Origin of the sequence: Deinococcus hopiensis KR-140, from assembly GCF_900176165.1 — a bacterium.
Classification (GTDB): Bacteria; Deinococcota; Deinococci; order Deinococcales; family Deinococcaceae; genus Deinococcus; species Deinococcus hopiensis.
On sequence record NZ_FWWU01000009.1, the window covers coordinates 1,959,850 to 1,980,699 of the forward strand.

17 protein-coding genes and 1 tRNA gene are annotated in these 20,850 nt (G+C 67.9%); 9 read left to right on the forward strand and 9 right to left on the reverse strand.

Annotated features, from left to right (window positions below):
* Positions 1–65: 65 nt before the first annotated feature.
* The gene (locus B9A95_RS23050; protein WP_084049409.1) at positions 66–1,712 is read left to right on the forward strand and encodes a methylmalonyl-CoA mutase family protein; all 1,647 of its coding nucleotides are present in this window, start codon (positions 66–68) and stop codon (positions 1,710–1,712) included.
* Positions 1,713–1,920: 208 nt separating this feature from the next.
* Here B9A95_RS23050 and glgC read toward each other — a convergent pair whose 3' ends face one another.
* Together glgC and miaA are read right to left on the reverse strand one after the other, a co-directional pair.
* A complete protein-coding gene (gene glgC / locus B9A95_RS23055; protein ID WP_084049410.1) occupies positions 1,921–3,162 on the reverse strand; it encodes a glucose-1-phosphate adenylyltransferase in 1,242 nt (413 codons plus the stop codon).
* A 189-nt stretch (positions 3,163–3,351) separates the two neighbouring features.
* Complete coding sequence (miaA, locus tag B9A95_RS23060; RefSeq protein WP_245808446.1) at positions 3,352–4,290, reverse strand: tRNA (adenosine(37)-N6)-dimethylallyltransferase MiaA; 939 nt, start codon at positions 4,288–4,290, stop codon at positions 3,352–3,354.
* A 48-nt stretch (positions 4,291–4,338) separates the two neighbouring features.
* Here miaA and B9A95_RS23065 point away from each other — a divergent pair, with 48 nt between their 5' ends.
* Positions 4,339–4,734 (forward strand): Hsp20/alpha crystallin family protein, encoded by a 396-nt coding sequence (locus tag B9A95_RS23065; RefSeq protein ID WP_084049412.1) that lies wholly within the window; start codon positions 4,339–4,341, stop codon positions 4,732–4,734.
* A 443-nt stretch (positions 4,735–5,177) separates the two neighbouring features.
* Here B9A95_RS23065 and B9A95_RS34105 read toward each other — a convergent pair whose 3' ends face one another.
* Both B9A95_RS34105 and B9A95_RS23070 read right to left on the reverse strand, forming a co-directional pair.
* Positions 5,178–5,321, reverse strand: a complete 144-nt coding sequence (locus B9A95_RS34105; protein ID WP_170928757.1) for a hypothetical protein — start codon at positions 5,319–5,321, stop codon at positions 5,178–5,180.
* Positions 5,322–6,191: 870 nt separating this feature from the next.
* The gene (locus tag B9A95_RS23070) at positions 6,192–7,562 is read right to left on the reverse strand and encodes an MFS transporter (protein ID WP_084049413.1); all 1,371 of its coding nucleotides are present in this window, start codon (positions 7,560–7,562) and stop codon (positions 6,192–6,194) included.
* Between the two features lie 312 nt (positions 7,563–7,874).
* Between B9A95_RS23070 and B9A95_RS23075 the strand changes: the two genes are divergently transcribed.
* The 3 genes from B9A95_RS23075 to B9A95_RS23085 all read left to right on the forward strand — a co-directional run bounded on the left by B9A95_RS23075 (position 7,875) and on the right by B9A95_RS23085 (position 9,442).
* Entirely contained in the window at positions 7,875–8,291 is a 417-nt protein-coding gene (locus B9A95_RS23075) for a TetR/AcrR family transcriptional regulator (protein ID WP_084049414.1), read from the forward strand.
* Positions 8,185–8,925, forward strand: coding sequence for a hypothetical protein (locus tag B9A95_RS37275; RefSeq protein WP_425429964.1), 741 nt, complete (start codon positions 8,185–8,187; stop codon positions 8,923–8,925). Before B9A95_RS23075 ends, B9A95_RS37275 begins: the two co-directional genes overlap by 107 nt.
* Before the next feature lie 295 nt (positions 8,926–9,220).
* Positions 9,221–9,442: a hypothetical protein gene (locus B9A95_RS23085; protein WP_084049416.1), complete on the forward strand. Its 222-nt coding sequence runs from the start codon at positions 9,221–9,223 to the stop codon at positions 9,440–9,442.
* A 12-nt stretch (positions 9,443–9,454) separates the two neighbouring features.
* Here B9A95_RS23085 and B9A95_RS23090 read toward each other — a convergent pair whose 3' ends face one another.
* Both B9A95_RS23090 and B9A95_RS23095 read right to left on the reverse strand, forming a co-directional pair.
* Positions 9,455–12,121 carry a hypothetical protein gene (locus B9A95_RS23090; RefSeq protein WP_084049417.1) on the reverse strand — a complete coding sequence of 889 codons (2,667 nt, stop codon included), beginning with the start codon at positions 12,119–12,121 and terminating at the stop codon, positions 9,455–9,457.
* A gap of 80 nt (positions 12,122–12,201) precedes the next feature.
* A complete protein-coding gene (locus B9A95_RS23095; protein WP_084049418.1) occupies positions 12,202–14,115 on the reverse strand; it encodes a putative bifunctional diguanylate cyclase/phosphodiesterase in 1,914 nt (637 codons plus the stop codon).
* 429 nt (positions 14,116–14,544) lie between these two features.
* On the opposite strand from B9A95_RS23095, the gene B9A95_RS23100 reads away from it, so the two are divergent.
* Positions 14,545–14,922, forward strand: coding sequence for an RlpA-like double-psi beta-barrel domain-containing protein (locus B9A95_RS23100; RefSeq protein WP_084049419.1), 378 nt, complete (start codon positions 14,545–14,547; stop codon positions 14,920–14,922).
* 997 nt (positions 14,923–15,919) lie between these two features.
* Here the strand turns inward: B9A95_RS23100 and B9A95_RS23105 are convergent.
* From B9A95_RS23105 to B9A95_RS23115, 3 genes are all read right to left on the reverse strand, one after another.
* Positions 15,920–15,994: transfer RNA gene (locus tag B9A95_RS23105), tRNA-Val, on the reverse strand.
* 55 nt (positions 15,995–16,049) lie between these two features.
* Entirely contained in the window at positions 16,050–17,456 is a 1,407-nt protein-coding gene (locus tag B9A95_RS23110; protein ID WP_084049420.1) for an amidase family protein, read from the reverse strand.
* Between the two features lie 9 nt (positions 17,457–17,465).
* Positions 17,466–18,137, reverse strand: a complete 672-nt coding sequence (locus B9A95_RS23115) for an ATP-grasp domain-containing protein (protein WP_084049421.1) — start codon at positions 18,135–18,137, stop codon at positions 17,466–17,468.
* Positions 18,138–18,408: 271 nt separating this feature from the next.
* On the opposite strand from B9A95_RS23115, the gene B9A95_RS23120 reads away from it, so the two are divergent.
* The 3 genes from B9A95_RS23120 to B9A95_RS35640 all read left to right on the forward strand — a co-directional run bounded on the left by B9A95_RS23120 (position 18,409) and on the right by B9A95_RS35640 (position 20,770).
* The gene (locus B9A95_RS23120; protein WP_084049422.1) at positions 18,409–19,308 is read left to right on the forward strand and encodes a prephenate dehydratase; all 900 of its coding nucleotides are present in this window, start codon (positions 18,409–18,411) and stop codon (positions 19,306–19,308) included.
* Positions 19,309–19,382: 74 nt separating this feature from the next.
* Positions 19,383–19,643: a hypothetical protein gene (locus B9A95_RS32640; protein ID WP_139806956.1), complete on the forward strand. Its 261-nt coding sequence runs from the start codon at positions 19,383–19,385 to the stop codon at positions 19,641–19,643.
* Positions 19,644–20,290: 647 nt separating this feature from the next.
* The gene (locus B9A95_RS35640; RefSeq protein ID WP_245808448.1) at positions 20,291–20,770 is read left to right on the forward strand and encodes a helix-turn-helix domain-containing protein; all 480 of its coding nucleotides are present in this window, start codon (positions 20,291–20,293) and stop codon (positions 20,768–20,770) included.
* Positions 20,771–20,850 lie beyond the last annotated feature (80 nt).

Below are 20,850 nucleotides of genomic sequence, written 5' to 3' on the forward strand. Positions count from 1 at the left end.
CTACCCTGTCTGCAACCTAACGGACGTTTGTTTCCCGCCTCCCCTCCCCCATCCGAGGTGCCCCGATGAAAACCAAGAACGCGTGGATGCAGAGCGTGTACGCGCCTGCCGCCCAGACATTCCCTGAGCGCAAGTACAACTTCAAGAACCTGTCGGACATGGAGCCCGAGCCGATCTACACGGCGGACGATCTGGGCGAATGGGACGCCGAGCGTGACCTGGGCTACCCCGGCGAGTTTCCGTACACGCGCGGCGTGCAGCCCAGTGTGTACCGCGGCAAGCTCTGGACCATGCGGATGTTTGCTGGCTTCGGCAGCGCCGAGCAGACCAACGGGCGTTTCCACGCCCTCTTGAAAGCCGGCCAGACCGGTCTCTCCACCGCCTTTGACCTCCCCACCCTCATGGGCTACGACTCGGACCATCCCTTCTCCAGGGGCGAGGTGGGCAAGTGCGGCGTGGCCGTAAGCAGCCTGGCCGACATGGAGATCTTGTTTCAGGGCATCGACCCGGAAAAAGTCACCACGTCCATGACGATCAACTCCCCGGCAAACGCGATTTGGGCGATGTATATCGCCAACGCGCAGAAGCAGGGCAAAGACCTTGGGCGTGTGGGCGGCACCATCCAAAATGACATCCTCAAGGAATTCATCGCCCAGAAGGAATTCATCTATCCGCCCGCGCCGAGCGTGAAGCTGGTGATCGACACCTTCGAGTGGGGCCCCCGCGTGGTGCCCAAGTGGAACTTCATCTCGGTGAGCGGCTACCACATCCGGGAAGCTGGCGCGACGGGCGTGCAGGAACTCGCCTTCACGCTGGCCGACGGCTTTCACTACGTAGAAAAGGCGCTCGAACGCGGCCTGAACATCGACGAGTTTGCGCCCCGCATCTCCTTTTTCTGGGACATCCACAACGACTTCTTCGAGGAAATCGCCAAGCTGCGCGCCGCCCGCCGCATCTGGGCGCGGCAGATGCGGGACCGCTACGGGGCGAAGAGCCCGAGAAGCTGGATGCTCCGCACGCACTCCCAGACCGCCGGGGTCAGCCTGCCCGCGCAACAGCCGCTGAACAACATCGCTCGCGTGGCGATTCAAGCGCTCGCGGCAGTACTGGGCGGCACCCAGAGTCTGCACACCGACTCATTCGACGAGGCGCTGGCGCTGCCCACGGAGGAAGCCGCCACCATCGCCCTGCGGACCCAACAGATCATCGCCTACGAGACCGGTGTGGCGGGCGTGGTGGACCCCCTGGCGGGCAGCTACTACGTCGAGAAGCTGACGAACGACATCGAGGCCGCGGCGATGGGCTACATCGAGCAGATTCGCGCGATGGGCGGCGTGGAGACTGGAATCGAGAACGGCTTCTTCCAGTTGGAGATGGCCGAGGCCGCCTACCGCTATCAGCGAGAGGTGGAAACCAAGGACCGCATCGTCGTGGGCGTGAACGACTTCGTGCAGGACGCGGTGGAAGTGCCCATCCAGCTGATTGACCCGGAGGTGGAGCGCGTGCAGGAGGCGAGGCTCGCGCAGGTGCGGCGCGAGCGCGACCCCAAACGCGCCGAGGCCGCCCTCGCCGCCCTCCGTGACGCTGCCGTTACCGGAGCCAACACGATGCCCGCCTTCCTGGAGTGCGCCCACGCCTACACCACGCTGGGCGAACAGATGGATACGCTGAAAGCGGTGTACGGGGAATATGTGGAGCCGGTGTTGGTGTAGGCGCCAGCAGCCGGTTGCCAGGAAAACAAAAGGAGCAGGCGGGGCAGCCCACCTTCTCCTTTTGTTCCTGGCAACCGGCGATCAGGATTCCGGACCAGCCGCTACAGCCGCTTCGGTGATTCCACGCCTCTGGGTCACCGTTTTTCCTGCTCGCTCCGCCCGGGTCGGCCCGTGATTTCATCACGGATGACCCGGAATCCTTACGACTTCAGAACGTGTAACTCTTCGGCACCACCACCACACCGCTTTCCGTGACCGTAAAGCCACGGGCACGGTCCTCTTCGAGGTTCAGGCCGATCTTGGTCCCGGGCGGGATCACCACGTCCTTGTCGACGATCACGCGGCGCAGGTGCGAGTGCCGGCCCACCTCCACGTCGTCGAAGATCACGCAGCTCTCGACCATCGAGTAGGAATGGGTGCGGATGTTGCGGCTCAGCACCGAGTCCCGCACCGTGCCGCCGCTGATGATGCTGCCGCCCGCGATCAGGGAGTTGAAGGCCTGGCCTTTGCGCCCTTCGGCCTCGTGGACGAACTTGGCGGGGGGCGAGAACTCGCTGCTGGTCCGCAGGGGCCACTGCGGGTTGTACATGTCGAACTCGGGGTTGATGCTCACGAGGTCCAGGCTGGCCTCAAAGTAGGCGTCGAGCGTGCCGACGTCGCGCCAGTACAGGTTGGGCCCCGATTGCCCGGGAATGGGGTTCTTGTGAAAGTCGTAGGCCTGAACGTGGTAGCCGTCATTCAATGCGCGGGGAATGACGTTGTGACCGAAGTCGAAGCCGCCCTCTTCCTCGTTGATGCTCGTTTCGAGGAGTTCTTCAAGCGCCCGGCGCGAGAAGATGTAGTTGCCCATGCTCGTCAGCGAGGTGTCGGGATCGTCAGGGGTACCGGGCGGGTCGGCGGGCTTCTCCAAGAACTCGGTTACGCGGCCCCGGGCGTCCACCTGCATCACGCCGAACTGGTGCGCCTGGGTGCGCGGCATGGGGTAGGCGGCGATCGTCACGTCGGCCCGCGAGTCGATGTGGGCCTGGAGCACGTGGTCCACGTTCATCTTGTAGATGTGATCGCCGGAAAAGATCGCCACGTAGTCGGCGTCGAAGTTGTCGATCAGGTGAACGTTCTGGTACACGGCGTCGGCGGTGCCGCGGTACCACACCGCGCCGAGTTCCTCGTAGCGGTACATCTGCGCGGGCACCAGGGTGATGAAGTAGTCCTGAAGGAAGGTGCCAAAGCGCCAGCCGCGCTGAATGTGCTCCGTCAAGCTCTGCGCCTTGTACTGGGTGAGTACATAGATGGAAAACACGCCCGAGTTGATGAAGTTGTTGATGGCAAAGTCGATGATGCGGTATTTCGAGCCGAACGGCACGGCGGGCTTGGAGCGCTTAAGGGTAAGTGGCGCGAGGCGCGAGCCCTGACCGCCCGCCAGAATCATGCCCAGAACACGTGGTTTCATGTGATGCCCCCTGAAGACCCGCGCGGAGGCGGGGTGAACGAAACGGACGGGGCCAACTTCTTCCCCGAGCCGCCGGACGCTGAACAAGCCGGAACAGTGTGACTCGGACGCCAGTGTACCGGGTGGATTCTCGGAGCTGGCCCAGTCCTGAGTCGACAGGAGAAATGTGAAGGCCAGATACGCGCTCCCTCAACCGGACTTGGTTCCCCGGTCGCTGCCCAGAAACGCCGTCAACGCCCCCGCCACCCCCTGCGGCGCGCCGCCCACCTCGGCCCTGAGTTGCGTCTGCGCCCAGGTCAGCTGCCGTTTGGCGTACTGGCGGGTGGCGAGGGCGATTCTGGCGCCGGCCTCCTCGGGGAGCAAATGGCCCCCATAGACGGCCAGCGCTTCCCGGTAACCCAGGGCCTGCCAGGCGGTGGGGCGGGACCCGCGTTCCGGGGGCACCTGCGAGGCGAGCCAAGCGGCTTCCTCCGGCCAGCCACCCGCGAGCATGGCCTTTACCCGGGCAGCAATTCGTCCCTCCAGCTCAGGCCAGGGACGGGTGAAGGCAAAGGCCCGGTACGTGAAGGCGGGCGTGCTGTGGCCGAACTCGCCGGGAAAACGGCCGGTGCGGCGGTAGACCTCCAGCGCGCGCACCACCCGGCGGGGATTGCGCTCCAGACGTGAGGCCTCGGCGGGGTTCACCGCCTCCACATCCCCGAGCAAGGCGTCGAGGCCCCGCCGCTCCAGTTCCGCTTCCACCTCGGCCCGCACCCCGGGGTCCACCGGGGGGGTCAGCGGCAGCCCCCGCGTCAGGCCCGAGAGGTAAAAGCCTGTGCCCCCCACGATGAGTGGTCGCCTGTGCCGCGCGAGAATGTCTGCCAGAGCTGCCTCCGCCTCACGCACGTAGCGGGCGACGTCGTAGCCCTCACGCACGTCGGCCACGTCAAGCAGATGATGAGGCACGGCGGCCCGCTCTGTGGGCGTCGGCTTGGCGGTGCCGATGTCCAGCCCCCGGTAGACGGTAAAGGCATCGGCGGCGACGATCTCCAGTCCAAATTGTTCGGCGAGGTGCAGCGCCAGCGCCGTCTTGCCCGCGGCCGTGGGGGCGGTGAGGATGGGAATCGGGGGGGGCGCGGCGGGCGTCACAGGCGGGATTGTAGGGCGTGCGCGCCGTGCTGGTGGTAGCGTAGGCATATGAATGAGCCGGTGCTTGCCCGCCTTCAACAGCTTATGACCCTCCGCGAGGAGGTCGAGACGCTGGGGGGCGCGGGCGTCTGGACCCCTCCCGCCGACTGGGTGGACGATCAGACCCACCTGCTGCTGCTGCTCGACGTGCCGGGCGTGGACCCAGGCAGCCTGGAACTGGAGGAGGCCGGAATGGACCTGACCGTCGCGGGCCGCCGCGAGGTGCCCGAGCGGCTGCTCAGTTCGGAACGGCCCGGCGGGACCTTTACCCGCGCCCTGCGCTTTCCCGAGCCCGTGCTGCCCCAGAGTGGACAGGCGAGCCTCAGCGGCGGCGTCCTGACGGTGCGCTTCGAGAAACGCCACCCGACGATTGATGTGGACGCCAGCGAGGCCAACGACGAGTAGCCGAGGAGAACCCCAAATCAGCGGGTGCCTCAGCGCCAGCTGTCAGGGGTAGGTCTGAGGTCTGGGCACCGGCCTGCCCCGCGTAACGCGTGAACACCTGCAGCAACCCGCGCTGAAGGGCGCGGGGGAGCGGATGTGTCAACGTGCGAACTTCTTTTTGACTGGACCCGGCGAGCGAAATGCGCATGGGGGAGAATGGGGCGCCGTGAGGGCTGCCCTTCCACGCGCGGCGCCATTCGGTCAAATGCGCAAGGTTCTGCCGCACAAAGGCGGCGGCACCTGCCTCAATCCGCGCGAGGTAGGCCTCCAACGTCTCGCAATGCGCAGCCTCAAAGGGCACGAAATAGGCGCTCGCCACCGGCGGCAGCGAGTCCACGCGCACCTGCCGCAGCGGCCCCAGGCGGCTCGGCCGCCTCACCCAGTAGCGCAGCGTCTCGGCGTCCTCATCCAATTCGCAGGCCGCCGCCGAAATGGTGCGCGGCTCCGTCCAGAACGCGGCCAGGATGCGGGTCGTTCGCGGAATCAAGCAGGGCGTCCGCCGTCACGGCGTCCTGCACGATCAGGCTTCCGGAATTGGGCTGCGTCATCTCCGGCAGGCTACGCCCACACTGGAGGCATGACCTTCCAGACGCGCGAAACTGGCTCTTTCTCTCTACCCACAGCGGTCTTGTCGCGTCGCGCGGGCATGACGGGCTGGATGTGGAGAGGCGTGACAGCGTCCCTGCCGGGCGTTCACGTCCTTGCTCCCAATCTTCCTGGGCTGGGGCAGAACGCCCACCCCGGTCCCTTCAGCGCCGAGAAGGCGGCCGATCACCTCGCCGCCTTGATTGCACGGTGGGCACATTGCACTGTGGGCACAAGGCGGCCAGGTACACGTCGTTGGGCATTCCCCCCCGGGGGGCGCGGCGCGGTGGCCACGCAGGTCACGGCAACACACCTGAGGTCGTCCGCAGCGCGGTCCTCATTGGAACCACCGTCCCATCCCCTTCGGGGCGGCATTTCTCCGGATAGGCCTGGTCCTTGCGCCCCTCCAGTCGGTTCCCCCACTGTCGGCGATGCAGGCGCGCGCGCCCTGGGTCTCTCTGCGAAGGAACAGACCCAGCTCTGCCCGCTGACGCCCGGGCCATGACTCCGGATGCCCCACGGCAGGGCATGACCGAGGGCGCACGTTTCCGGGTGCCCACTGGTTTGGGTCAGGCCGGGCGGCCCAGGCGTCCGGTGGTCAGCCTGCGTGGAGGCCTCCCTCAACGTCCGTTCCGCACCGGACCTCGCCCAGGCTGTACCGGGCAGCACCGCATACGGCGTTCCAGGCGGGCATCAGGCCTGGTTCGCGGGCCACAGCCTGAGTTGTTGGTCAAGACCCTCCAGCGCTGGCGGGCGAGCCACTCCCCGGTTCCCCGGTGCGGCCGGAAGGTGGAGACATCCAGAAACCGAAACTGCCGTTTTGATGAACCGCTCTACCCGCTCTTCGGCGTCAGGCGCAAAGCGGGTAGGGCCGTCAGCACCGCACCCAGCAACGTGACGCCGAAGGCCAGGGCAAAGGCCGTCCCCAGCGGCTCCACCCGGGCGATCAGTGCGCCCCCCACGCCCGCCGCCACGGCCACCATCAGCACCTCGATATTCGCCAGTTGCCCGGACAGCCGACCGGCCTCCTCGGGGGCCAGCGCACCAAGCGCGAAGAGACTGTTGCTGTTGTAGCCCACGCCCATGCTCAGGCAGGCGACGAACCAGCCCGCGTAAACGCTCCAGAGAGGGGTGTGGCCCAGCGTCCCCAGGGCCGTGACAAGCAGGCCCAGGACAATTCCGGCCATCCCCACCCGGATTCGGACGGGACGAGACGCCGCTCCGGACCGGCGCTCCAGCTGGGCCTGGACCCAGGAACCCAGCGTCCACGTGGCTCCGCCCACGCTGAGCAGCCACCCGGCCTGGGTCAGGCTCAGGCCACGCAGGTCATGCAGCGCCAGGGGCAAAAAGGCGTTGGCCCCCAACAACGCGAAGGCGGCCAGTCCACGCAGGGCCAGCGCAGCCGGCAGCCCCGGCGCAAACCGCCACAGTCCTGGTGGAAACAGTCGGCGCGAGGTCAGCGCCACCCCGCCTCCTCCCAGCGCGAGCAGCAGGGCGGCCAGCAGGTCCGGGCGGCGCAAGCCCTCCACCACCGCTCCCGCCGACAGCGCGAGGCCCAGCGCCGGTCCCAGCAGCTCCAGACCTCCCCTGCCCCCGGAAGCTGCCTCGCGCGGCCCGCTCCGCAGGGGCAGCACGCACAGGGGCGAGGCGAGCGCCAGCACGGGCACCAGTCCCCAGAACACCGCGCGCCAAGACCAGGCGTCCGCAATCAGGCTGGCGATCAAGGGACCCACCAGGGCGGGAATCAGCCAGGCGCTGGACACGGCGGCCAGCATTCGCGCCCGCGCATGTTCGGGGTAGCGGGCCGTGATGACGGCGAAGGGCAGCGCGCCCAGACCCCCTGCACCCAGCCCCTGCACCAACCGCCCGAGGACAAACAGGAGCATGGAGGTGGCTCCACCGGCCACCATCAGCCCAGCCGCAAAGATGAGCAGGGACACGCTCGCGCTCGTGGCCAGACTGCGGCGATCCGCCACCACACCTGAGACCACCGCTCCAAACAGGCTGGAGAGCAAAAAAGCGCTTGACGCCCAGCCGTACAGGCTCAGGCCGTGCAGGTCACCCGCCACACGCGGCAAGACAGTGCCGACCGCCATCGACTCGAACGCGACGATCAGGACCACCAGCAGCAGCCCCGCGCCCAGGGTACGGGGCGCTGAGGGCGACGGATCGGAACAGGCGGGCAGAGCGAGCACGCGGCCCATCCTCGCACAGGCAGGGCCGGAAGCCGCGAGTGCCTATCCCTTGAAACGGGACAGTTGCAGGGCACATTCCTGGTTGAACAGGGACATCCCAGACCAATGCAGGAGGCCGTCCACCCACTTGGAGCAGTTGTCAAAAGAAGACTTCTTTTTGACCGGGCCCGGCGAACGAGCCTGAATGCGCGTGGGGGAGAATGAAGCCGTGGGGGTGCCCTTCCACGCCAGGCTTCATTCTCCCCCACGCGCTAAGTAGGCTTATGTTCTGACTTGCACGCAATTGCGATCGGTGGTTAGGTCTTACGAAGTCGGCGGTGGATGTACAAACCCGCTGAGCAAGCCACCAACCGCGAGAACATCTTGCGGGCGGCCCTCCGCCTCGCCGAGCGCGGGGGCTGGTCTGCCGTCACCCTCTGCCGCGTCGCGCAGGAGATCGCGTACGCCCCGCCCATCATCGATCAGCATTTCGCGAACAAGGAGGCGGCCCTGCAGGCATTGATGGAGCAGAGCTTTACCGAGTTGCGAAATGGAGTGGGCTGGCTTGGGTGCGCTCCCTTCCCAGCGCCCGCTGGCCCTCGGCCTCGCTTACCTGCACCTCGCGCGCGAACACGTCCGGCGCTACGCGCTGATGCACGGCCTGAACGGCGCCGTGGTGAACCCCGGGGCCCGTCTCACCACCCTGACCACCGAGGTGCTGCAGGGATGGGCGGCGCAGGAGGGGGCTTGCCTGGGTGATCCTACCCTGGCGTGCGAAACCGTCAGGGGTGTGCTGCACGGCACGGTGTCCCTCGGAATGCTGCCCGGCGCCGGTTTCCAGTTTCGAGTGGGCCGAGCAGCCGGCGACACTGCCCCTGAACGCCCTTCTGTTGGCCTGGAAGGCAGGTGCAGGATGTTTTTTTCGCGCCGATCGACCAACGACAGAAAAGAGATCAGGCAAAGCCCTGCCCCTTCTCCCTCTCCTCCAGGAGGTCGTCATGTCCGCTCTGCTCCGTTCTACCCTTTCCAGCCCACACGGACCGCCCGGCTGGAACGTTGGTGCCCTGACCCGAGGTCCAACACCCCCGGAGGACGTTGCGGGCTGGACCTCGGTTCAGGGCGACGCGCTGGGCCCCGGGGGCGTGGTGAGCGCGGCTGCGGGGGTACAAGCCGTCGTCGTGCACGACGTCAATCCTCCCAGCCACCGGCAGCGGGACCGTCAGGTGCTGCCCGGCGCCCTCTACAGCGGTGGCCCCGACGCCGCTCTGGCGCTGCGGGAAGACGCGCCCCAGCAGGCGCGCACCCGCAAGGGCCGGATTTGCGTCGCGCTGAAACAGCGGCTGGCCGGTGCCGTGCAGGAGGGCGTGAGGTCACCCACAGTGCGCTCCGGTGATTTCTTCGGTCCGAGAAGCGGCGACAGCTGGTCCTCTCCGGGCATGGTCCGCCCGGGACAGTCCTTGACGGGCGTGTCCAACCCAGGGGACGGGGGTGACCAACCCAGGGCGAGGCACCGGGCCCAGCTGGGCCTGGCGGCCCGATGCGGGGGAGATCTTTGCCCGTCTGCTCAGACGGGAAAGCAAGCTGGACGTCTGTGCCCGCTTCCACTTCCGGGGGCCCCTGGGACGGGAACGGCAAACGCATGACCGGGACGATCCCGCAGGTGGCGGGAAATCTCTGCCCGCGGGTGCGTGCCCCGCTTCACGCTGGGCCTGGCCGCTCCCTTTCGCGAGACCCTGCGCGAGCTTCCCCGATGGCCGACCCTGGTGGAACTCGACAACTCCCGGCTGAAGGCGCTGGGCACCGGGCCCCACACCCCCTGGGAGGAAGCGGTGCAAACCGCCCTGAAGGGACTGGGGGCCTGCCGGTGGAGACGGGCGGCAGTTCGTGACCGACGGGGGCATCACCTGTAACCCGGGGGGCGGTTAACGCTCCTCCGCTCCGGCAGTTTCCATCCCCTCCCGGTTACGGGGGCCAGTTTCACCCTCGGGTTTGGGAGCGAGTTGCCCTATCCCGAGCAGCAGCAGGCCGATCAGGGCCGTGCCCGCACCGCGCGCCATACCCCCCAGATCACCGAGATCGAAAAATACCAGCTTCAGCGCGCCCAGCCCGAAGGCGGTCAGCGCCACCCACCACCCCACCTGGCGCTCTCGCCGCCGCGCCTGCAGCAGCGCCAGCACCGACGCCGCGAGCAGCACGGCCGTCGAAAGCGAGGTGGACGTCAGGGAGGACAACTCCGGTCCGGCGCGGCGCAGCAGCTCGGCGGTGCGTCCCATCAGGGCAAGCAGCAGCAGCCCCAGAGCCACCAGCACGCCGTCTTGCATCCAGGGCCGGTCCACCTCACGCCCGGCTGGCCGCTCCCCGCGCCACTGTTCCAGCCAGCGGCGTCCGGACTGTGCCACGAGCAGCCACAGCGCTGCCAGGATGGCCACCGCACCCAGCAGGGTTTGCAGTCCCGTCGCCACGGAAGGGGGCGCGTCCAGCATTCGCAGGGCGGTCACGGCCACCCCCAGGGCGAGCACCGGCCAGGCGCGCAGGTTCCAGCGGCTGTGGCTGGGCAGCAGGGCCGCGAGCACCGCCAGCCCGGCGAGCAGCAGGTCCAGGGGTGGGAGGGCGTGCCCCGCGAACAGTTCTTCCAGCGACCAGGTCAGGAGACCCAGCACCGCGGCGAACACCCCCAGCCCTTCGAGGACAGCCCAGGTTCCGGAAACGGCAGCCTCCCTCCCCCACACCTCGGCGGCCAGCCGTGCGGCGGGCGACATGTACAGCAGCGCGCCGGTCAGCAGGCCGAACACCGCAGCCTGAACGGGCCACGCGGCCAGATCCAAACCCGCGGGCACCAGGAGCACGTTCGCGGCCACCGCGCCGCACGCCAGCACACCGGCACGCGAGGGCTGACCCCGCCGGGCGAGGCCCAGCGCGAGCCCATGCAGGGCGAGCGCGGCGAAAGCGGCCCACAGGAAGTGCGCGGTGACCGAGCCCAGGCCGGGCAGGGGCGCGGCCCAGGCGAGCGCCGAGACGAGCACCAGTCCCGCACCCGCCGCGACCAATGCGCCCGCCCGGCGGCCAAGGGCCACGCCCGTCCCCAGCGCCAGCCCCGCCACCACCACCGAGGAGGGCCAGGGCGTGAGCAGGTGGTCGAGCAGCACCAGCAGTACAGCGGCCACGCCCGACCAGCGCCAGAAGACCGAGCGCATCCAGGTGCCCAGCAGCGCGGCGGCTCCCGTCAGACCGAGCAGGCGGGTGGACACCCGGAAGCCGTCCAGTCCCAGGGCCAGTGCCCCGCCCAGCAGCCCCACGCCGACACCCAGCACGGCGTCACGCAGCAGCCGCGCCGGGCCCCCTTCGCCCTCCCGCGCCGCCCGGCGGTGGAGCGCCACCGCGAGGGCCACGCAGACCGCACCCAGCCCAAGCAGCAGGCCCGTGGTGGACTCCTCCAGTCGCCAGGAGCCGTCAGGCGCGCCGCTTCCGGAGGGGCGCAGCAGCGGAGCCGCCCCCAGCAGGCCGCCCAGCAGCAGCCCCGCCGCGCCCAGGACCGACCGGGGCGGTGGTGAGAACACGTCGGGCGTGCTCGAAGCGGAATCGGCCGCAGGTTCCCCGTAGGTATCGCGGATGGGTCCGCCCTGTCCCAGGCCGATTCTCAGCCCCGTCAGCACCGCGCCCAGAAGCAGGGCCGCCCAGGGCAGCGGCGGGCCCCAGGCGTCATGCACCGCCGCCGTGACCAGCAGGCCCAGCAGGCTGACCGGGGGCACGAAGGCGAGCAGGGCACTGCCCGGCTGGGTCAGTCGGCGCTCGGCCAGAACGGTACAGGCGAACAGCCCCAACAGGGCGAGGTGCGGCACCGGGGAGACGCCCAGGTTGTCTGCCAGAATCCAGGTCGAGAGGCTGGCTCCAGCAAGGGCCGTGACGGTGCCCAGCAGACGCCCCTGCACCGCCCCGTGGACGCCGACGGCCAGGCTGAGGGCCAGCAGGGCGGCCAGCACGGCCCCCGGCGCGGCCACGCCCGTGCCCACCAGCGCGCCTATACACAGGGCCAGAATGCCGTATCCCAGGCCGCGCAGCGCTTCCCCGATCACGGGGGCGGCCCGGCCCGCCATCAGGTACAAGACCACCGCCAGCCCGGCCGCCAGCGCGAGCTGCACCTGCCGCGTCAGCACGCCGCTGCGGGCCAGGGCCGCCATGAACCACGCCGCGCCCACCAGGGTAACGGCCGCGCCCAGCACCGCGAACACCGTGCGGGAGGAGGGAGCCGGCCGGACCTGGATGGTAGGCGCTGGCCGCATGGGCGCGGGCGGGCGGCGCGTGGCCGGGCCGGAGGACGAGGCGGGCGGCGCGCCGCTTCCATATGGCGCTTCGGTGACCGGCATGGGAGGGAGGGGCTCGGCCGGTGGGGCCGCTGCCGAACCGACAGGCTCCCCCACCGGCGGCGCGTGCCAATTGGGCTCCACCGCAGGAGGGAAGGCCACCCGTTCCCCCGCCCCTTCCAGCCGCTCCAGCCGCTCGCGCAGCCGCCGGACTTCGGCGCTCAGGTCGCCGGTCCGCCTCAGCAGCGCGAGGCCGAGCACCAGCAGGGCGAACAGGGCAGCGTTCATGGACGCAGCGTACCCGCTCGCCCGCCTCCCTGGAGGCCAATCGGAACGGGGTCAAATGTCCCGAGTCCGGGGCAGCGTGCTCAGGGCAGCAGGTACTGCGCAGCGGCCTCGCCGCCCACTGGTCCGCCCAGCAAGAAGCCCTGCAGACGCTCGAAGGCCATACCGCTGACCGTGATCAGTTCGGCCGGGGACTCCACCCCCTCGGCGATCACGCGAATGCCCAGCGCCTGGGCCATGGACACGACAGCGCCAATGACGTGACGCGCGCCGGGGGCAGCCCCGAGTTCGTGCAGCAGGGTGCGGTCCACCTTCAGCAGGTCGAGCGGCAGCCGCAGCAGCGAACTCAGCGCCGAGTGCCCGGTCCCGAAGTCGTCCATCACGATGGTCACGCCCATCGCGCGCAGTTCGTGAATGATCTGCCGGGTGCCGTCCAGGTCCTCCACCGCGAGGCGCTCGGTGAGTTCGAGTTCCAGCGCGTCGCCCTCCAGGCCGTGCTGTTTCAGCGCCATCTGGACCATCCAGAGGAAGTCGTGGCGCGCGAACTGCTTCATGGACACGTTGACGGCCACCCGCACGGGACGAAGCCCCGCTGCCCGCCACGCCGCGTTCTGGCGGCAGACCTCGCCCAGGGTCCACTCGCCGACCGGCACAATCAGGCCGGTGTCTTCCAGCAGCGGCACGAACTGCTCGGGCGAGACCCTGCCCAGGCGGGGATGGTCCCAGCGCAGCAGGGCCTCAAAGGCCACCACGCGGCGTCCCGTGGCGTCAAACTGCGGCTGGTACTGCACGCTCAGCTCTCCGCCCGCGAGCGCCCCGCGGATGTCCACCGCCAGCCGTGAGCGGTGCTGCTCGGACGCGTTCATTTCCTGGGTGAAAAACCGGATGTCGTTCTTGCCCCCGTGCTTGGCCTGGTACATGGCGGTGTCGGCGTGCCGCAGCAGCGTGTCGGCGTCACTGCCGTCGTCCGGGTACAGGCTGACCCCAATAGACGCTGTGATGTGCGCGGTGACGTTGCCCAGCAAGTAGGGCTGCTCCAGGGCCGTCCGGACCCGGTGGGCCGTCTCCACCACCTCGGCCTGCGTCAGCCGCTCCTCAATCAAAATGGTGAATTCGTCGCCGCTCATACGGGCCACGGTGGCGTGCCGCGGGGCGGCCTGCCCCAGCCGCCGCGCCACCTCGCGCAGCAGGGCGTCTCCCACGGCGTGGCCCAGCGTGTCGTTCACGAGCTTGAAGCCGTCAAGGTCCACGAACATCACCAGGAGGCTGCGGCCTTGGGTCCGCGCCAGCGCGATGGAACGGACCAGCTCCTCCTCGAAAAACCACCGCGTGGGCAGGCCGGTCAGGGCGTCGTGCCGCGCCTGGTACGCCAGCTGCGAGAGGATGGCTTCGAGTTCTGCCGTCCGTTCGCGCACCTTGGCTTCCAGCCCCGCCGAGGCCGCCTGCAGCTTGATGTTGGCCAGGTGCAGCGCGTGCGTACGCTCCTGCACCTGCTGCTCAAGCTGCTGCGCCAGCCGTATGCGCCCCAGCGCCAGCGCGCACTGCCCAGCGAGTATTCGTAGGCACGCCCGCTCGTCCGGCGCAAAGGCGTGGGGCTCGCCGAAGGCCAGCACGATCACACCCAGGGACTGGCCTTCGAGCACGACCGGCAGGGCCGCACCCGCGCCCGCCGCGCCGCCCGGCAGGCCCTGCTCGAAAAAGAGCGGGGTGCCCGTTCCCAGCGCCTGCAGGGCGGGCGAGAGGCCGTCGAGACTGTCTTCTTCCCACAGGGGCCGCAGTCTCGCCTCGTCACCGTGGAGGGTGCCGATCTCCAGGCCGCCGTCACCGTCCACGAGCAGGGCTGCCGAACGCGCCGGGACGACGCCAAGGGTGGCCTGCAAGATGAGAGCACCGGCCGCCACGTGGGAGGACGCAGCCACCAGCGCCTCCGTGACCTGCTGAAGGTGCTGACTCATGGACGAGAACAACCAGGGGTCCTGGGCGGGCCGTTCGGGCATATCTTCAGCATACGTTCATGGAGCGCCGCGTTCTGCCTTATTTTCGCCATATCCCTGAACTTCCTCGGCCCTCACCTGGAGGCTCAGCCCTCACACACGATGGCGCGCCGCATGTCCTCAAACTGGACTGCAGCCGTAGCGCACGGCTGGCCCTCCCGGCTCAGCGGTGGAGAGGCGAGCGCCCGCCGCATCCACCTGAGGACTTTCCCACCCAGTGGGCCCCCCAGACCGGCTTTGCCCGCCCAACCGGACCCTTGCTGCGAACCACCGCCACCGGGAATGAATAGACGCAGAAAGAAGCCCATACGCGAGCAAACACCAGGGGTCACAAAAAAAGCACAAACGCGCGGGGCAGGGGTGCCCGAACCCTCGCCTGTCAAACCCCCACGTCACGGAAACGCCAGCACCCCCGCCTTAAATTAAGCGCTTATGCGTCACCTTGCCCTAATCCTGCTGCTCTGCTCTGCCACCGAGGCGCGTGCCGTCTCGTATTCCCTGCACCGCGTGAGTCACTACAACGCGGTGCGCGGCCAGACCGACAGCACCCCCAGGGTTTCGGCGTGTGGCCCTACCCGTACCCACCAGGTGGCCCTCAGCCGGGACCTGCTTCGCAAGGTCGGCTGCGGCGCACGCGTTCGCATCTCAATTCATGGCAAAAGCCACATCTATGTGGTCAACGACACCATGCACCGCCGATACCGGCGCACCGCCGACATTCTGGTTAGCGGGAGCGGCCGTGCACGCCGCTGGGGGGTGGCCCGGGGGACCTTAACGGTATTGCGAAAGGGCCGCCCTTACCGGGGCTAAGCCGCCCGAGCGGAACGTTTAAACCTTCTCCCAGAACGGAGGGCCAGCAGGCCGAACGAAAGCGAATACACCGAACCGGAAGAGGAGGGTCAGATGAAGCGCACCCCAGGAGGGAAGGAAATGAGAACCTTTGCGTATAAAAAGTCTAAGCTTTGCGTTCAGGATACGAAAAGCTCATTTCCGATCAGCTCTTGTTTTTCCCGTTGACCGGAAGGGGCTCCGGCTACGCTCCATTACCGCGTGAATGCTTCTGCCGGTTTGAGGAAACCCCTTTGGGGATGGTTACACGCGCCCCTGTTTCTCCGGGGCTCCCGTAAGGAGCAGATGGGAAATGACCGGGGCCCCTCTCCGCGCCGGTCAGGGCCCGCTTCTGACAGATGGGTGAGAAGGGTACATCAGAACATCGGTCAAAAAGAGGACTTCTTTTTGACCGAGCAGGACGAGCGAACTTCCATGCGCCTTTCCTCGCACAGCAGGCCTGGCTGGAAGAGACGTGACGGAAACCCGTGATTGCCCTTGGCGAAGAGCAGGGAGGGCCCTTCAGGATCTTTCCGCCACAGCCGTGAACGCGCCGGAGAGGCTGAGAAACAACCCGCAGATCGCCTCTTGTCTGGTGCCAGGCAAAAAGGCCTTCACCACACGGCTGAGAGTCGCCACGAGGAGAATCGGCGCCGTATTTCCCACCGTTGGCGTCTCCTCTACGCCCAGGGCACACAACTGCGAGTAATACGGATTCTAGCTGTTCTTTCTTATAGATCTGGATGTTGCCGATCTGCAAACGCCACGCCCAAACCCCAATTTTCCATCCGCTCGGGTTGAAGCACTTTGTAAAGGATTCAGTCGAAATTCCCAGAATACCGCCCGGTCTACCAGGCCGAATGCAGCGGTGGGCGCTGAACCCGGGTGGTCTGACGACCCCCACACCTGCGTTACGCACGGGGCACGGCCAACCCTTTTTGCCGAAATGAAGAAACCCCGCACTGGGCGGGGTTTTTCTTGGTGGGCGGTGAGGGATTTGAACCCACGACCCTACGCTTGTAAGGCGTACGCTCTACCGCTGAGCTAACCGCCCGGACTGCCCAGCCGGGCAGACAACCTCAGCATCTTAGAGGCAAGCGGGAGCAGCGTCAAGCGGGGTCCGGGGGAAAGGCCACGCCACCCAGCCGCTCCTCGAGACCGGCAGCGAGCGAGAGCAGCTGGCCTTCCGATCCGGCGGGCGCCGTCAGGAGCACACCGCTGGGCGCACCTTCCTCCAACCCCGTCGGTACCGTGACGCTCGGATAGCCCGCCTTCGCTCCCACCGCGTAGCCGTGCAGGCCTGGCCACAGCAGGGCGTCAAGGCCCAGAGCAAACAGGGGGTCCAGGCCGCGTGTGCGGGTCTGGTCAAGATCACGGGCGCGGGCCTCCTGGTAGGCGCGCTCGCTGAGATCACCCCGCGTCCCCTCGGCCGCGTACAGGAGGGTCTGCCCGTAGCGCTGCAGCCGCTCGGGATCAGCGTCGTTCGCTTCGATCACTTCGGCGAGGCTGCGGGGGCCGTCCTGCACCCCAGCGAGGTAGGCGTTGAGGTCGTGCTTGAACTCGTAGACCAGCACTTCCAGCCGCCAGCCGCTGAGTTCGGGTCCACTTTCCAGTGTCACGTCCTGAAGCGTTGCCCCCGCTTCTGTCAAAGCCGCCTCCGCCCTGGCCAGAGCGCCCCGTTCGGCGTCGCTCACAAGCGCCCCGGGTGGAACGCGCAGCACGCCAATCTGTGCCCCGGTCAGCGCCCCCACGTGCAGCGTCAGGTCCGGCACGGGTAGCAGGCGGCTGGCAGCATCGGCCTCGTCGGGGCCAGCCATCACGGTGAGCAGCAGGGCCGCGTCGCGTACGCTGCGCGCGATGGGCCCCGCTGTGTCCTGGCTGTGCGAAATGGGCACCACACCCGTCCGTGGAATCAGCGCCACAGTGGGCTTGAGGCCGATGACCCCGTTCTGCTGCGCGGGGCTGAGGATGGAGCCGCTCGTCTCGGTGCCTACTGCTGCCGCGCACAGCCGGGCCGCCACCGCCACACCGCTTCCACTCGACGACCCACCGGTGTCCAGCGCTGGACCCCAGGGATTGACTGTCTGGCCACCAGCCCCCGAGTAGCCGTTGGGCATTCCCAAGGTCATGAAATTGGCCCACTCCGTCAGGTTGGCCTTGCCCAGGAGAACTGCTCCCGCCGCACGCAAGCGGGCGACGAGGGGCGCGTCCACCGCCGGAACATGCCGCGTCATCAGCAGGCTTCCGGCGGTGGTGGGCAGCCCCGCCACGTCGATGTTGTCCTTGATGAGGAGGGGCACGCCATGCAGGGGCCCCCGCACCTCGGGCGGCAACGTGTCGAGCCGGGCAGCGTCCGCCTCGGCCTCCGGGTTGACGGTGATGACGGCGTGCAGGTGGGGGTTGAGGGCCTGGATGCGCTCCAGATACGTGCGCGCCGCTTCGAGGGCCGAGACTTCACCCGAGCGGATGGCGTCCCTGAGGGCGGTGGCATCGAGATCGAGGATGGAGGGCGACATGGGTGCAGTCTACCGGGCCGCCCGTGCTCGGTAGAATTCCGTCTGGTCCAGCCGGCCCGCCACCTGCCCGTCGCCCAGTTGCACCGCGCGCCATTTGCTGTCCGTGCGCTGCGCCACGTCCAGGGTAAAGAACCAGGCCGGAATGGACGCCGCCACTTGCGCGAACTCTTCCAGCGGTGGGGCCTTACCGTTGTCCTTGCTCTCCGCCCAGTACGGCGTCACGCCGACGGGGTGCCCGTCCGGAAAGAACAGGCGGTACCCGCGGGTCAGTGGCGTCCCAGTCCCACTTCTGCTCTGCCGGGTCAGCGGTATAAACGGCTCGCAGGCGCGCAAGATCAGCCCGCCCTGAAACTTGCCCCCCTGCCGCACGAGGAACGTCTCGATTACCCGCAGCGCCGCTTCCGTATCCGGGGACGTGGGGAATGAAAGGTGCACCGGCCCAACCATGCTTGCGCAGGCTTGATTGACGATGAACGCGCCCTCCCCGAAAGGGGCGAGGACCGCCCGCACCGCCTCCCGGCCCAGGTCGGACCACACCGCGCGGGGCGAGACGTGCGTGACGTACGGGAAAGACTCAGGAAGGTGGTGCAGCAGCCGGTATTGCTCGGGCGTGTGGATGGGGGTCAGGCCGCGTTCTCGCAGCCCACCGTGCAGCTGCGCGTACACCTCCGGCCGCATCATCCAGCTGCGAAAGATGGTGATGGCGACGCGCCCCTCTCCACCGGCACCCAGCCCAGGGCGCGGGGCACGTCGCCTTCCAGGAGGGGGCCCCAAAGTCCAGCAGCGCGCAGTCCAGGCCGAGGTGCTGCGCAGCCTCCATCGCTTGCGCGCCGACCGAACCGGGCACCTTTGCGGCCAAGGGCGCGGCGGAAAACAGAAGCATGGACCGAGTATAGGCAGCGGTGCGCGCGCTTCCAGCCTTCACCCGGACCCGTGCGCTAGCCTGCGGACCATGACGCCGGAGCAGACCCAGGACCCAGCCCAGGCCACCACCCTCCTCACAGCGAAGCGGTTCACGGTGGCCTTTCAGGGCAACCCCGGCTCCTACGGTGAGATCGCGGCGCTGCACGCCCTGACGAGCGCAGGCATTGCGCACAGTGACCTCACGCCGCGCGGCTACCCCACCTTTCACGAGGTGGCGCGGGCCGTCGAAACGGGCGAGGCCGACTACGGTACCCTGCCCGTGGAAAACAGCCTGATGGGCGCGATTCACCAGACCACCGACCTGCTGTCCGAAACGGACCTGCACGTGGTGGGCGAGGTGGTGGTGCGCGTGTCTCACTGCCTGATGGCGCTGCCGGGCGTGAAGCTGGAGGACGTGCGGCGCGTGGTGAGCCAGCAGCCCGCCCTCGATCAGTGCACGGGCCTGATTCGCAAATACAGCCTGCAGCCCGTCGCCTGGCACGACACCGCCGGAAGCGCCAAGGACCTCGCCGCGCGGGGTGCGCGCGATGAGGCCGCCATCGCCTCTGCCCGCGCCGCCGAGCTCTACGGCCTGGAGATTCTGGAGCGGGAGGTGGAGGACGAGCCCTTCAACTTCACCCGCTTCATGGTCCTCGCGCGTCAGGAACCCGCGCCCAGCAGCGCGCCGCACAAGACCAGCCTGGTGTTCGCCGTGCGGCACACCCCCGGGTTTCTGGTGGAAACGCTGGCCGAATTGCGCGGCCTGAACCTGTCGCGCATCGAGTCGCGCCCTCGCCGGGACCGGGCGTGGAGTTACCTGATCTACGTGGACATCGAGGGCCCTGCGCAAGACCCCCAGGTGGCGCAGGCGCTCGCCGGGGTGCTCAGGAAGGCGAGCTACGCCAAGATCATCGGCAGTTATCCGAGGGCGATGGAGACCGTGGGGTGAAGCTGCTGATCTGGGACTTCGACGGCGCCCGGGCGCATCACCCCGGAATCTAGAGCGGCGCACTTCTCCAGGGGTTGAACGAGGCGAATGCAGACCAGGACGTCATCCCAGAGCAGATCAGACCCACCCTCCAAACTGGCTTTCGGCGGCACATCCCCGAAAAGGAACACCTCGGGCTGCTTGCCCAGCAGTGGTGGGCCAAACTCCATCCCGTCTTCCAGCACGCCCATCTGGCGGCAGGCCTGAACGCAGCGCTGGCGCGGAAGCTGGCCGGCGAGGTTCGGGGGCACCACCCGGCGCAGCTGGGAAGTCTACCCCGACGCTGGAGCGGCTGAGCGCGTCGGGCTGGCGACACGTCGTCCTCACCAGCCACGTACCGGAAGATGGGGCGGTGCTGGACGGCCTCCGCTGGAGTCACCACTTCCTCCGGGTCTTCAATTCAGCGGAAACAGGCCTCGAGAAACCTCATCCCAGGCAGTCCGACTTGTGCCAGGCTGGAGGCTCAACAGGTCTGCACAATCGGCGAGAGCCTCTGCGCAGACGTTCAGGAAGCGGCCTCGGTGGGGCTGCTGACCCTCCTGGTCAGGAGAGAGAAGCTGTCCACCCACTGGGCGTGCCCGAACCTCCTCGGCGTTCCAGAACAACTCCGCACACTTTTTTCTCGGTTCTGGCCCCTGCCGCTGCAGTACCTGAACTCACACCAGGCTCCAGCCGCCGCAGGACGCCACCCTTCCCTTGCGCCTTCCTTTAGGGTGGTTGCCTTTCAGCCGGCGCTGAACGAATCGGGAGCGCGCTGGCCGGGGAAAGAGGTCTACCCTTGATCTACCGAAAGGGCCGCAGGGCCCCTGCCTTCAGGCATGTGTAGCGGCCCCGCTCCAGAGGGGGCGGTGAAGCCGAGGCTTCCGGGTCTGCGTTAAGCGAAACGAGCCATGCCCCCACACCGCGTCAACGGCTGGCAAGGTGGCAGATACTTTTAAGGGAGGTGCCGCAAATAGAAAGTACCACGCTCAAGGCGTTTCGCTATCGCCTGTATCCCACCAAAGCCCAGCGAACGGCGCTGGACAACACCCTGCTGCTTTGCCAGCGGTTGTCCAACGGGATGGTGAAAGAACGGTGCGGGGCCTACAGGAAGGCTGGGAAGTCGCTGACAGCCTACGAGCAGATGAAATCCTCGCCGGAAGTCAAAGCCGCGATGCCGGAGTACACCGGGGTGAATGCCCAAGTGCTTCAGGACGCGGCTGGACAAGTCTTTCAAGGGCTTTTTCCGCCGCGTCAAAGCAGGCCAGAAAGCCGGGTATCCGAGATTCAGGGATCGGGACAGGTACGACAGTTTCACGTACCCCCGGCCCTCACAGAACAGCGTCTCTGCCGACGGGAAGCACGTCATATCTGCCCAAAATTGGCAACGCTCGCCTCAAGCGCCACCGCCCTTTTTTCGGCAAGCCCAAGACTCTGGCCGTGAAGCGGGAGGGCCGGGAGTGGTACGGCGGTGCGGACGTGCGAAGTGCCGAGGGCCGAACCGTTGCCCCAGACGGGCTCTCA

Bases quoted from the DNA above. Each gene is read 5' to 3' on its own strand.
- B9A95_RS23110 (WP_084049420.1), bottom strand. From the start codon at position 17,456: ATGTCGCCCTCCATCCTCGATCTCGATGCCACCGCCCTCAGGGACGCC.
- glgC (WP_084049410.1), bottom strand. From the start codon at position 3,162: ATGAAACCACGTGTTCTGGGCATGATTCTGGCGGGCGGTCAGGGCTCG.
- B9A95_RS23090 (WP_084049417.1), bottom strand. From the start codon at position 12,121: ATGAACGCTGCCCTGTTCGCCCTGCTGGTGCTCGGCCTCGCGCTGCTG.
- B9A95_RS23065 (WP_084049412.1), top strand. From the start codon at position 4,339: ATGAATGAGCCGGTGCTTGCCCGCCTTCAACAGCTTATGACCCTCCGC.
- B9A95_RS34105 (WP_170928757.1), bottom strand. From the start codon at position 5,321: ATGACGCAGCCCAATTCCGGAAGCCTGATCGTGCAGGACGCCGTGACG.
- B9A95_RS23095 (WP_084049418.1), bottom strand. From the start codon at position 14,115: ATGCCCGAACGGCCCGCCCAGGACCCCTGGTTGTTCTCGTCCATGAGT.
- B9A95_RS23120 (WP_084049422.1), top strand. From the start codon at position 18,409: ATGACGCCGGAGCAGACCCAGGACCCAGCCCAGGCCACCACCCTCCTC.
- B9A95_RS37275 (WP_425429964.1), top strand. From the start codon at position 8,185: ATGCACGGCCTGAACGGCGCCGTGGTGAACCCCGGGGCCCGTCTCACC.
- B9A95_RS23070 (WP_084049413.1), bottom strand. From the start codon at position 7,562: ATGGGCCGCGTGCTCGCTCTGCCCGCCTGTTCCGATCCGTCGCCCTCA.
- B9A95_RS23100 (WP_084049419.1), top strand. From the start codon at position 14,545: ATGCGTCACCTTGCCCTAATCCTGCTGCTCTGCTCTGCCACCGAGGCG.
- B9A95_RS23050 (WP_084049409.1), top strand. From the start codon at position 66: ATGAAAACCAAGAACGCGTGGATGCAGAGCGTGTACGCGCCTGCCGCC.
- B9A95_RS23115 (WP_084049421.1), bottom strand. From the start codon at position 18,137: ATGATGCGGCCGGAGGTGTACGCGCAGCTGCACGGTGGGCTGCGAGAA.
- B9A95_RS23075 (WP_084049414.1), top strand. From the start codon at position 7,875: ATGTACAAACCCGCTGAGCAAGCCACCAACCGCGAGAACATCTTGCGG.